Source organism: Cupriavidus sp. 30B13, assembly GCF_049059565.2.
Lineage (GTDB): Bacteria > Pseudomonadota > Gammaproteobacteria > Burkholderiales > Burkholderiaceae > Cupriavidus.
The window spans coordinates 149,129-161,168 of the sequence record NZ_CP188224.1; the positions used below are offsets into that span (position 1 = coordinate 149,129).

At 64.9% G+C, this 12,040-nt stretch carries 10 protein-coding genes; 8 read left to right on the forward strand and 2 right to left on the reverse strand.

What is annotated here, in order from left to right; all coding sequences use genetic code 11:
- Positions 1-1,504 precede the first annotated feature (1,504 nt).
- Positions 1,505-2,548 carry a replication protein RepA gene (locus ACKI2N_RS20055; protein ID WP_420997543.1) on the forward strand — a complete coding sequence of 348 codons (1,044 nt, stop codon included), beginning with the start codon at positions 1,505-1,507 and terminating at the stop codon, positions 2,546-2,548.
- Between the two features lie 248 nt (positions 2,549-2,796).
- On the opposite strand, the gene ACKI2N_RS20060 is transcribed toward ACKI2N_RS20055, so the two are convergent.
- Positions 2,797-3,000: a cold-shock protein gene (locus ACKI2N_RS20060; protein ID WP_006159056.1), complete on the reverse strand. Its 204-nt coding sequence runs from the start codon at positions 2,998-3,000 to the stop codon at positions 2,797-2,799.
- A gap of 369 nt (positions 3,001-3,369) precedes the next feature.
- On the opposite strand from ACKI2N_RS20060, the gene ACKI2N_RS20065 reads away from it, so the two are divergent.
- Entirely contained in the window at positions 3,370-4,029 is a 660-nt protein-coding gene (locus ACKI2N_RS20065; RefSeq protein ID WP_020204770.1) for a ParA family protein, read from the forward strand.
- A gap of 2 nt (positions 4,030-4,031) precedes the next feature.
- Positions 4,032-5,045 (forward strand): ParB/RepB/Spo0J family partition protein, encoded by a 1,014-nt coding sequence (locus tag ACKI2N_RS20070; RefSeq protein ID WP_420997536.1) that lies wholly within the window; start codon positions 4,032-4,034, stop codon positions 5,043-5,045.
- A 57-nt stretch (positions 5,046-5,102) separates the two neighbouring features.
- Here ACKI2N_RS20070 and ACKI2N_RS20075 read toward each other — a convergent pair whose 3' ends face one another.
- The gene (locus ACKI2N_RS20075; protein WP_420997535.1) at positions 5,103-6,734 is read right to left on the reverse strand and encodes a phage integrase family protein; all 1,632 of its coding nucleotides are present in this window, start codon (positions 6,732-6,734) and stop codon (positions 5,103-5,105) included.
- Positions 6,735-7,244: 510 nt separating this feature from the next.
- On the opposite strand from ACKI2N_RS20075, the gene ACKI2N_RS20080 reads away from it, so the two are divergent.
- The 5 genes from ACKI2N_RS20080 to ACKI2N_RS20100 all read left to right on the forward strand — a co-directional run bounded on the left by ACKI2N_RS20080 (position 7,245) and on the right by ACKI2N_RS20100 (position 12,025).
- Complete coding sequence (locus ACKI2N_RS20080; RefSeq protein ID WP_420997534.1) at positions 7,245-8,099, forward strand: response regulator transcription factor; 855 nt, start codon at positions 7,245-7,247, stop codon at positions 8,097-8,099.
- A 201-nt stretch (positions 8,100-8,300) separates the two neighbouring features.
- The gene (locus tag ACKI2N_RS20085; protein WP_420997533.1) at positions 8,301-8,750 is read left to right on the forward strand and encodes a DNA-binding response regulator; all 450 of its coding nucleotides are present in this window, start codon (positions 8,301-8,303) and stop codon (positions 8,748-8,750) included.
- A 99-nt stretch (positions 8,751-8,849) separates the two neighbouring features.
- Positions 8,850-9,137, forward strand: coding sequence for a hypothetical protein (locus ACKI2N_RS20090; protein ID WP_420997532.1), 288 nt, complete (start codon positions 8,850-8,852; stop codon positions 9,135-9,137).
- Between the two features lie 700 nt (positions 9,138-9,837).
- The gene (locus ACKI2N_RS20095; protein WP_420997531.1) at positions 9,838-10,506 is read left to right on the forward strand and encodes a phosphatase PAP2 family protein; all 669 of its coding nucleotides are present in this window, start codon (positions 9,838-9,840) and stop codon (positions 10,504-10,506) included.
- 115 nt (positions 10,507-10,621) lie between these two features.
- Positions 10,622-12,025, forward strand: a complete 1,404-nt coding sequence (locus tag ACKI2N_RS20100; protein WP_420997530.1) for an undecaprenyl-phosphate glucose phosphotransferase — start codon at positions 10,622-10,624, stop codon at positions 12,023-12,025.
- Positions 12,026-12,040: the final 15 nt, after the last annotated feature.

The following is a 12,040-nucleotide window of genomic DNA, read 5'->3' on the forward strand; positions in this document are numbered from 1 at the left end:
CTTTTCAACTGCACCATACGCAGAAACAGGTACGGGGGACGTCGCTCTGACTTCCGCTAGCCGCGTTCACACGCGTCCGATGCCCGGGGATTCCGCAGAAACGGGTACGCTTTTTGGCCTAGCGGCGTGCGAGGACGGAGGGGAGAGACCACACCATGGCAGTTCGGTCAGCTCCAGGCCCAGCTGCTGACGTATTGATGCAACGCAGAAACGGGTACGCGACGACAATTCGGGCCCATCCAGGCCATCCCGGCTCACGCAGAAACGGGTACGCCACACGCCAACTGGAAGGCTGATTTCGGCCTCTAGGTTGCCGCCACCCTGGCCATGGCCGCCGTTTCCACGGCTCTCGCTCATCTCTTTCATTGTCGTGGCAACCAAAGCGGCGGCACCCCGCAGAAATAGGTACGCTCCGTGCCCACTTTGATGCAGCACTGACTCGCAGAAATGGGTACGGCGCTAACGCTCCTCCCTGAATTTTCCCCAACAGAATTTCCATGCACTCACCGCGCGCATCGCAGAAACGGGTACGGGCACGTATACCTGACGTATACCCTTTTGCAGCTTGAGAAATATTGAGTGCAAGCGCTCGCTTTTTGTATAAGGCTTGTGTATAATAGCAGTGGAAAATTCTTGGTCGCCAGACTGACAAGAAGGCGCACGCAGAAATGGGTACGCAAGCTCGCAGACTGACGAGCGGAGCGGCCGCAGAATTGGGTACGCTTTGCTCCACGTGCGGCGCGAATGGCCGCTCACGCAGATTTGGGTACGCCGCAGAAACGGGTACGCGCCGGCGGCAAACACGAATTCGACGTGGAGCCTTCTCGACGTGCCCGCAGAATTGGGTACGCAAATGGAACAAAGCATGCCCGGACTACGCAGAAATGGGTACGCTGCACCAGGATGGCGACGCGGCAAGGCGGACTCCGAACCCGTTTCTGCGGGGATAACTCTCACAGCGAGGCTGGTTTACTTTGCCGCGGGGCGTAAACGGCACATCGAACGCAGAAACAGGTACGCTTTTGGCGCTTCCACCTGTGGAAAAGCCTGTGGTAACAGAGAGTTATCCCCGCAGAAAGCGGTTCGGGCTTTGCGCTGAAACGGGTTCGGTATACCGCAGAATCAGGTACAGCACTTCGCAGAATCGAGTACGGTTCCACGCAGAATCGGGTTCGCCAGGGGTGTTTTTCCGTTTGCGGATCAACGGCTTGAGCGCTACGTATACGGTTTACGAGTAGTTAACCCATACGCTTATCGTTTACTGGTAGCTCAGGGCCGGACATCCGTGGACAACCCTACCGGGTTGCCCACCGCTTTCCAGCCCGCGACCAGTCGAGAGACCCTCCTGCCCCAAAACAAGCGGGCTGACAGGAAATTCGCCTACCGTACCTGTTTCTGCGTGACAAGGCGGTTTGCTTCGCGTAAAAAGTCGTGTATTCCGAAGCACGCCAATATGCCCATCAAACGCACCCAGACCATCCTGGGATCTCATGGCCCGGCCGACATGGACCATGAACCATCCCGCATCATCGTTCCCGGCAACGAGAACAGTCTGGTACCGTCCGAAAAATTCCAGCGCCTGTTCGACGAAGCCCAGGCCATGGAACGGGAAGATGCCTGGCAGAGCGGCGAGGTCGGCTTCCTGAGCCGGGCGAGCGTGCAGGTGACGCTGCCATATCGTGCACCGAAGGGCGCGCCTCCTGTCTGGACGCGGACCAGCGGGAATATTTCGCTGATGATCCAGCCGGGCTATTTCACCCAGCAAAGATCCGAGAAAGCGAGCAACGGACGCCAGAAACTGGTGTCCGAAACGGTTTCGCTCGGTTATCCCTACGGTTCCTACCCGCGCCTGATGCTTGCCTGGATTGGCAAGGAGATCATGGCCAAGAAAAAGCGCGGCGAGTTTACGGGCACGGTCGAAGACCGGCGCATCTCGCTCGGCAATTCGCTGTCGGAATTCATGTACAACCTGGGCATCCCGATGGCCACGGGTGGCAAGCGCGGAACCATGACGCTGGTGCGCCAGCAGATGATCCGGCTGTTCTCCGCCACCATCGCGATCGTCCAGAACAAGTCCACACCAGCTCAGAACCAGAACCCGAATCACGAGCCGCTCTCGATTGACCGGGTCGGTTACCTGCTGGCGGACCAGTTGTCGACCTGGTGGGATCCCATGCAGCCGGGGCAAGGGTCGATGTTCGAGAGTTTCGTGGTGCTGTCCGAGCCATTCTTCAACGAGCTGGTCAACCGGCCGGTGCCTGTGGACATGCGGGCATTGAAGGCATTGAAGCAATCGCCATTCGCGCTCGATGTTTACTCCTGGCTGACCTATCGTTTCTTCACCATCCAACGCCGCACGGAAATTCCGTGGGAAGCGTTGCAGATGCAGTTCGGTACGGAAACAGAAAGCGAGCGCAAGTTCCGCGCGCTGTTCCGCAAGGCGCTCAAGGACGTGCTGGTGGTATACCCCGGCGCGAAGGTCGACGCCGACTCGTCCAAAGCCCTGATTCTGCAACCCTCGCGCACCAGCGTTCGCAAGCTGGCCTGAGCGGCGGCAAGCGAATCGCCGACCCGCCGCCATTGGCCGGCGGGTTTTTGTTTTCTGACACTTCGGACCTTCACGGTGAAGCGTCGCCGTAGGGCTACCAGTCTCAACGGCGCGGCAATGGCATCGCCAGTGGCACACCGGGCCCCGGAAAGGACAAAGGGCAAGCGCGAAACGCTTGCCCTTTGTCTTGCTGGCCGTACCAGGATGATGGTCCCGGTGCGGCCCGCGATTTCGGCTGATTCGTGAGATCAGGCAGGCTTGATGGCAGACGCCTGCAAGCCCTTCGGACCTTGCTTCACTTCAAACGTAACGCGCTGACCATCCTTGAGCGTCTTGAAGCCCGAACCCTGGATTTCAGAGAAGTGCGCAAACAGATCCGCACCGCCGTCGTCCGGGGTAATGAAGCCAAAGCCCTTGGTCTCATTGAACCATTTGACCGTACCGGTTGCCATGTGAATTTCCTTTCGAAGCAAGTTCTTGTACACAACGCAAACAACGCTAACAACCGCTCAAGCACGCTAAGTTCTCGTAGTTACCGAACGGATGCCGACGAGGTTGACACGACTTGACTCGACTGTAGCGGGCATCATAACCAGTTTGTCTAGTTGTGTCATGTGCGGCGAAAGACGCACTATGCCTACTGTAGGCGGATTCCATGCCGCATTTCAAGCGGAAATCTTTCATTTCCATAACGCGGAATGTTTTAGCTAATTTTACATTTAAAATATAAAATAAAAAAACAGTTGAGCCCGCACGTCACTTTGTCTACAGTTGCGCCTAGAGATAATCGTGCGCTTTCAGCGCTGAAAGAGAGGTCGCAAGTGCCAGCTAAAATCATCACGGTCTTCAACCAAAAGGGCGGGTGTGGCAAGACCACGGTCAGCATGCATCTCGCTGGCACGCTCGGTTTGCGCGGTGCCCGCGCCATGCTCGTGGACATGGACGAGCAAGGCACTGCAACCCGCTGGGCGGCACAAGCCAGTGATGAACGCCCTTTTCCGGCATCGGTCATCGGCCTCGCACCCTCCGGCGGCGCCATGCACAGGGAAGTGCGCAAGTTTGTCCAGGATTACGACTACATCGTGGTGGACTGCCCGCCCGCCGTGCATTCCGCGGCGCCTTCGAGCGCCTTGCTGATTTCCGACCTGGCAATCATTCCTGTCGTGCCGTCCCCGCCCGACCTGTGGGCGGCAGTGGCAGCCAAGACGCTGGCCCAGCATGCCCAGGTACAAAATGAAACGCTGCGGATCCGCGTGATGGCGAACATGGTGCAACGACGTGTTTCGATCGCGCGGCAGGCCATCGAGATTCTCGGCGACGATGCGGATGTTCCGCTGATGAATGCGATGATCGGATCGCGCTCGGCGTTCCGCGAATGCCAGGCAATTGGTTGTACCGTGCATGGTGTAGCCGGCGCGCGCGAGTCGGTGCAGGAAGTCGACCTGATGGTTGACGAAGTATTGTCTTTGATTGAGCAATAGGTATGGCGACAAAACTGAAGAGCCTCAAGGCAGGCATGCTGGCAGGCATGGCCGCCGAGAAGACGAGGGGCGACTCGCTCGACCGCTTCGCACGCGCCGAGGCCGCAATTTCCCAACATCCGAACGGACTGCTGCAGGCGCGCACGCGCGAGCCCAGTGCGATTTTCAGCGCTGAAAGTGAGCCGGCGCAGGAGGGCGGACGCGTCCTGATGAAGGTGCCGCTCGCGCAACTCCACGACAACCCGTTCAATGCCCGCCGCATCTATGATCCGGTCGTGGTGCAGGAACGCGCCGCCTCCATCGCCACGCACGGGCAGAAGACGCCAGGCCTGGCCACGCCAGACCTGGCGCGCCCGGGCCATTACATCCTGATCGACGGGCACTATCGCAAGCGCGCCCTGGCCTCGGCCGGCAAGCTGGAGATGGAATGCTTCATCGAGAGCGATGTCAGCGATCTCGACTTCTACCGCCTTTCCTTCTTGCTCAACGAGCAGCGATCCGACCAGTCGGCGCTGGACAACGCCATAGCCTGGCGGCAACTGCTGGATGAAGGTAAGGTCCAGAAAGAGGAAGATATCTGTGAACTGACCGGCATGTCCGCCGGCACCGTCAACAAGACGCTGGCGCTGCTGCGCTTGCCGGAATCGGTGCTGGGCGTCATGCGCGAGCGGCCGGCCGCGATCGGCATCGCGACCGGATATGAGCTGACGCTCTACTGCAAGATCGTCGGCGAGGAGCGTACCCGGGATCTCGCCACGCGCATCATGACCGAGGGACTGTCCAGTCGCGAGGTCGAGGCCATCCGCAAGCAGGCCCAGGATGGCAAGTCGCGCAAGGTCAAGGAAATCAGCCGCCAGTACAAGATCCGCAGCGATAGCGGGCAATTGCTGGGCACGATCAAGGAGTGGGATTCCGGACGCGTGATGCTCGATGTGCAGGTCGGGGACCGCGCCGCGCGCGAAGCCCTTGTCGAGACGCTCAAGGCGCGTTTTGGCCTGGACAAGAAAACCGGCTGATCCACCGGAAGGGGAGGCCGGGGATATTCCGGCTTCCTCCCCTTGCACCTTCCGGGATTAAATGGCACCGGCCCCAGCGCTGCCCCCGGCAGGCGGCGAGCCCGACGCAGTTGGTCGCATCCGTGTTCTCCTTCCGGCCAGATCCCGCGGCGAGCGCGCGGCAAATTCTGCGTCTTCCTCCGACCGATAGCGCTCGATTGCCTGGCTGAGCAGCGCGTGCAGACCCCGGACCGAGTACCCCGCGCCAGGCGAACTATCCGCCTTGCGCCGCGCCCGCCCGGTGGGCGGCAAGCGCGGCGGGCCGACCAGGACCACCGGCCGGCCGGCCTGGCTGTCCCAGTCGAGTCCCCGGTCCCGCCAGTGCCTGATCAAGGCAGCGCGCGCCGCTTCATCCAGATCATCTTCCGAGAAATTTTCCATGGAGCATGCCGGCATTCCGATCTGGTCGCGCCTGAATTCCGCCAGGTCGGCAAAGCCGATCGGAAATGCCTGCAGCACACGCACGGCCGCTTCGGCGGCGCGATAACGCAAGCCGTCCTCGGCGCGGCCTTGCGCCGACAGCCAGCCAAGGAAGCGGGCCAGCGAGTCCGCCTCCAGTTGCGTGCCCGGCTGCGGCCGGGCCGCGCGCCGGGTACGCATTTGCGCCTGCGTCTCCGGCTGCCAGACATGAGACTCCACATGGCCGTGGAGCAGCAGCCATTCGAACAATGCACCAAGGATGCGCGCCGCATGCAAGACGCTGCTCTCAGAAAGCGGGCCTGTAAACGGCCGCCACGCCACTGAATCCCGCGGCGCGCGCGGGCCCACCCAGAGGCGCTCGGGCGCCGGCCTGCGCAGGAAGGCGAGGTAATCCTGGCGGTCCTGGGCATCCAGCGCCGCCAGCGGTTTGCGGCGTTCGGTCGCGGCCCACAGCAGAAGACGCTCAGCTTCTTTTCGATAGGCCAGCCAGGTGCTTTGCTGTGTTTCACTTGCCGCCAGCCATGCCCGCACGGCCACAAGATCACCGCTAAAAGTGACTCTTGAGATATTTTCCAAGCCCTCGGCGGCATTCGGCGCAGGATCCCGCATGAGTTCGAACGGCACCAGCTGGCGCAGGCCCGGCGCCAGCACCGCCGCGGCGAGTTGCCCCCGGGCTCCCACGTGATCGCGCAGCATCGGCGCGCCGTGCTCGTCCCTGACGATATCCCTGTGCTCCGCCAGCCAGCGGTTGATGGCTCCCCCCGCCAGCGCACCGATGCGTGGCACCGAGCGCCACCACGCATTGCCGTGCCGGTTGGCAAGCTCCACCAGAATATGTAGATTCGATATCTTCTGCGCGCGCAGGCGCCGCGCCAGTGCCGGGGAAAACCACAGTTCGATGCCATGATCGGCGCGCGGCCGCGCCGTGCCCAGGCGCTCCAGTTCGGCCAGCGCTTCCACCCGGCGGTCCATGCCGCGGTTGGAGCGTCCGGGGCCCATCTCCAGCAATTCGGCCAGGTCGGGACGGCTGTGGAGGTGCGCCAGCTGGACCATCCGGTCGCGCAGGCCGAGGAGCACGCGCAGCGCCGACTCACCGCCGGGGTCGTCGTCGCCGTCGTCGGAAAGATACCGATCCGCTACCATGGCGGCCGGCATGCCCTGGACATAGGCACGGACCGCAGCGAACTCGCTGCGCGTAAGTGTCAGGCTGGGCGCTTTGGCGGGCTGCATGGCGTGAGCCCCGATTTGGGGCTAAGGTATTGATTCATAAGGCACTTGAACACTCACCAGATGCATCCGGGCAGAAATGCATAGTGAAATCTAATGCCGATAATTATACCTCCGATTATCCCGAAACCAGCAACGCCAGCCGGCTTGCCACCGGATTCACGGCTGCCCGCTTCGCGCTGTTGTCTTTCATGAACACCCGGCTCCGGGTGTAACCCTCACTTGCAATCGCGTGTTGCAGTGCATATGCTCTGACCAGAGTTAGAATTTTTTAACTCTGATTTAAGAAGCATCGAAGAAGCAACGAAAGCGTAAAAAACAACGCAAACGGGGCGATCCATCGACGGCACCAAGGGATGTCAGGCACGCAGCGAAACCAGGACGGGTACGCAGCGGCAGCCGGGAGCCGAGCCGGATCGTAGGGAAGCGCATCCACAGCATAGTGGGGCGTTTCCGACAGCATGCGCGGGTTGTCGCGGGGCTCGCCATGCAGCAACAAGAAAGAGAGCGGCCATGGCCACCATCCTCTTGATCGAGCCTCATCCACTCCTGCGCCTGGGTCTGCGCCATTTGCTGACACAAGCGGGCCTGCATGGCGATCTGGTCGACATCGACCCCGGTTCCCTGCCCTATCCTGCCGAGTGGCTTTGCCACGCCGACCTGATGATCTACGGCTTGTCGCCCGATCCCGCCACGCGCTGGCAGGACATGGAGCACGCTTGCCGGTCGCTGATGCCGTGCCGCGTGCTGGTGCTGGCGGATGACGTCAACGCGCCGCCCACCGCCGGCGAACTGCCCGGCAATGTGCGCGGCCTGTTGTCCAAGGCTTGCAGCGCGGACATGCTCGACGCGGCCATCCGGCTCGTACTGGCGGACGGCGAATGCTTCCCCGCGCGGGCCCAGGCGGCGCGCGCCGCAGAGCAAGCGATTGCCCGGCCCGCCGCGCAGGCGGCACCGGCTGCGCACGGCCTGCACCGGGTGGGCGGCGCCGCATCGCCGGAGGGCGACCCCGGGCAACCGGCACGCCCGGCCCAGCACGGCGGCCCGGTCGCATCCGATCCCGAGACGCCGTCGGCCGGCTCGCACCTGCTCAACATCACCGAGCGGCAGTACGAAGTGCTGGCACTGCTGGCGCGCGGCTACCCCATCAAGACCGTGAGCCGGCTGCTCAATATCTCCGTGGCGACGGCCAAGACCCATGCCTGCACCCTCTACCAGCGGCTGCAGGTGCGCAACAAGGGCGAGGCGGTCTACGTCGCGCTCCAGCGCGGGGCCAAGCTGAGCTGGCCAGGTCCGGCACCGGCCGCGCCGGCCCGTGGCGCCGGCCAGCCGCCGGTGGAACTGGTCAGCATTTCCCAGGCCGCGTGATGACCTGTCCCGCCCGGCGCCCGCAGCGGCGCCGGACGGCCGATTGCCCTGGCGCCTCCATCCTCTGCAGTACGCGGCCTCATCCGAATGCACGAGGCGGCATACCGCCGCACTTGCTACCCTGATTCCCAAGTGAAGTTCCTTCGCGCGGCTAGTGCTGCCCGGCGCGCGGATTCTCCCAACCCGCTGTCACCTCGCCCGATGACAACGCTCCTGCTTGCCCACAACATGATGCTGCGCCGGGGGGTGCTGCGTCAGCTTCGCGAACTCTCGGCGATCGCCCCGGTCCTGTCGCAGACACCCGAATGGCTCCTCGAGGCCGCGCCCGCGGACCTGCCGCGCGGCCCCATCGATTTCGCGCTGCTCGACTGCAGCGGCACCGACGCCGATCCCTTCCGGCTGCTCCATGCGCTGAGCACGCGCCTCGCGCCGCGGCGCTGGCTGGTCATGAGCGAGACGATCGATCCCGTCTTCACCGGCCATGCGGCGTACCTGGGCGCCAGCGGCTGCCTGGCGGTGCCGGCCTCGCCAGAGCAGACGCGCGCTGCCGTGGCCCTGGTGCGCGCCGGCGGCCAGTGCTTCCCGCGCCGGGCATTCGCCATGCCGCTGTCTTCCCCCATCGGTTCAGGTGGGTCTACGGCAAGGGGATGATGCGCCGGCCAGCCCCGCCTCCTATGCTGAAAACGCGCGGATAACGAAGCCGGGACTGCCAATGTCGATCCGGCCGGCGCGCGTTGCCGAGGGGGTCGTATGGAAAACGGGCTGGACATCCTGGTCGTGCGCGGCTTCGCCGTGCCCGAAGGCCGGGGCAAGTGGGCATGCTGCTACGAGATCAGGCTGACCACCGGGCGCGACGAGCCGCTGCTGTACCGCGGCGAGCTGCACGGCCGGCGCTACGCCTGCGAGGCCGCGGCGATCGCCGCGGCCACCTTCGCCGGCGAGCAGGAAGCGCGCCGGCAACTGGCGGCCGTGCGGGCCGGGCTGCTGGCGCGCCATGAATACTGCGTGGTGGTGGCGGGCGAGCCGGCGGCAGGTTGAACCGCCGCCGCCGCATCCTGCGCGATGCAGATGCGCGCGGCAACCGCAGCCGCCATGGCGGAATAACGGAAGGGGGGCGACGAGCGCGTGTTCGGGGGACCGGAGCGATCCGGTGCGCATGCCTGCCAGAGGCACGCGCACACGCGCAGTTCGGCCGCAGCGCAAGCTGCGCCGGAACTTGATGGCCACGGTCGAGCCGGCCGGCAGATACGGCACGCCGTGGCCTGTTCTTTTTTCTTCCCGAGGCGAAGGCCGCAGGCAAGGTACCGGTGCCGCGCAAAAAAAAGAGTCCGCCGACCGGGGGACCATGCGGACTCTAAGTGGCCTGCGCGATTCCGCTCGGGCAGGCCACCTTCCGACGATAGACAAAGCGTGGCGGCAACTGTATCGACCAGAAGCACCATTTGCCGCCCGGTGCCCGGCGCGCGGCGCGGCGCGCCGGCACAACCCGCCAGCCCAATGCGCACTTCGCCGCGGTGCGCCGCACGCGGCACCGCAGGCCGCGCCACCCTGGCCGTTTCATGCTTCTGGCTGGGTTGAGACAAGGCGATATCCGCGCCGCGGGGCCGCCGGATGGGCGTAGGGTGGAGACCAGCCTGCGGGCGGCGTGAATCTCAGTACGCGGTCCCGAGGCACAACTGTGATACTTTTCCCGCGTACTGAACGGCTGAAACACTGAAACCTCACCACGGTCATCCCGATGCACTGGCATTTCATCTCGCGCTTTGGCGAAACCTCCCTGCTGCTGCCCTGCGCGGTGCTGATCGCGGTCTGGCTGCTGTATGCCGGCGCCTATGCCGGCGCGCGCCGCTGGCTGCTGTCGTTCGGATCCGCGGCAGGGCTGGTGCTGGCATCGAAGCTGGCCTTCATGGGCTGGGGCATCGGCTGCGAGGCGCTGAACTTCACGGGCTTTTCCGGGCACAGCATGATGGCCGCCTCGGTGTTGCCGGTGATGTGCTACCTGGTGGTGCCCACGCGCCATCCGCGCCTGGCGCTTGCCGCGTCCTGCGGCGGCGTCCTGCTGGCCTTGCTGGTGGGCGTATCCCGCCTGAAGCTGCAGGCGCATTCCGATTCCGAAGTCATCAGCGGGCTGGCGCTCGGCTTTGCCGCGAGCCTTTCCTTCATCGCCTGGAGCGCGCGCCCGCGCCGCTCGGCACCCGCGCTGGCGGCCGTGGTCCTGATGGCCGTGATGCTGGGCGTGCCGGTCGCCGGCGTGGCCGCGCCGACCCATCACTGGCTGGAAATCCTGGCCGCGCGCCTGGCCGGGCGCGACAAGCCGTTCCAGCGCGGCCAGTGGCGCGAGTGGGCCGGCCAGCGCGAGGGCGCCGCGGTGCTCGCCTGCGTGCCGCAGGCACACGCCGTGCCCTGATCGCGCGGGGCCGCGCCGCCCCGGCCCCTGTGTGCGACAGCAAACAGACCTCCAGGCCCGCGCGGCACAACCATGATTTGTATCATCAGTCCGGCCTGCCGGATGGAGACAAATCATGTCCGCGATCCGCGCCTTCGTGGGCGAGCGCCAGGCCGCCCTGCAGATCCTCTACCGCTTTGCCGATGCCGCCATCGTCGCCGCGTGCGGCGTGGCGGTGGGCGAGCTGTTGTTCCCGCACGGCCTGCGTAGCGCCGCTCCGGTGCACAGCTTCGTCACCGTGCTGTGCTCGGTGAGCACGCTGCTGGTATTCCCGGCCTGCGGCCTCTACAACTCCTGGCGCGGCCGCAGCCGCATGGCGCTGGCGCTGCGCACGCTGGCCGCGTGGGGCGCGGTCTGCATGCTGGGGCTGATCGCCGCTTACCTGATGCACCAGTCGGCCGCGCTGTCCCGGCTGTGGTCCATGAGCTGGCTGCTGAGCGTGGCCGCCATGCTGCTGGCGTCGCGCGTGCTGCTCTACGGCATGCTCGGCAGCGTGCGCGAGCTCGGCATCAACGCCAAGCGCGTGGTGATCCTCGGCTACGGCTCGCTCGGGCACGAGATGTACCAGCGCGTGGGCAGCAACCGCGGCGCCGGCTACAACGTGGCCGGCATCTACGACGAAGGCACGCAGCCGGTGCCCGCCGGCGTGACGCGGCTGGAGTCGCTCGAGCAGGTCTGCGCCTTCGTGCGCAACAACGGCGTGCGCGAAATCTGGCTGACGCTGCCCATGGCCGCCTGCCGCGACCTGTACGACGTGGTCTCCCATTTCCGCAACGACCTGGTGGATATCCGCTGGGTGCCCGACATCATGTCGGTCGAGCTGCTCGGCCATCGCTTCAGCGACTTCCTCGGCCTGCCGGTGATCGACCTCAACAGCCCCCCGCAGTCGGGCATCACCGGCTTGCTCAAGGCCAGTTTCGACCGCGCCTTCGCGCTGGCCGCGCTGGTGGGGTTCTCGCCGCTGCTGCTGGCGATCGCCGCGCTGGTCAAGCTGTCCTCGCCCGGTCCCGTGCTGTTCCGGCAGGCGCGCCTGGGCATGGACGGCAAGCCCTTCCATGTCTACAAGTTCCGCACCATGGTGCAGCACCAGGAACGTGGCGTGACCCAGGCCGTGCGCGGCGACGCGCGCGTCACGCGCGTGGGCGCCTTCCTGCGCCGCACCAGCCTGGACGAGCTGCCGCAGTTCCTCAACGTGCTGCGCGGCGAGATGTCGGTGGTGGGCCCGCGCCCGCACGCCATCGAGCACAACGAGATCTACAAGGAAGTGATCGACCGCTACATGCTGCGCCACCGCGTCAAGCCCGGCATCACCGGCTGGGCGCAGATCAACGGCCTGCGCGGGCAGACCGATACGGTGGACAAGATGCGCAGGCGCATCGAGTTCGACATCTTCTACATCCGCAACTGGTCGTTCCGGCTGGACCTGCACATCATCGCGCGCACCGCCCTGCACGGCTGGACCGGGAAGGCCGCCTACTGAACACCCGGGGCGCGC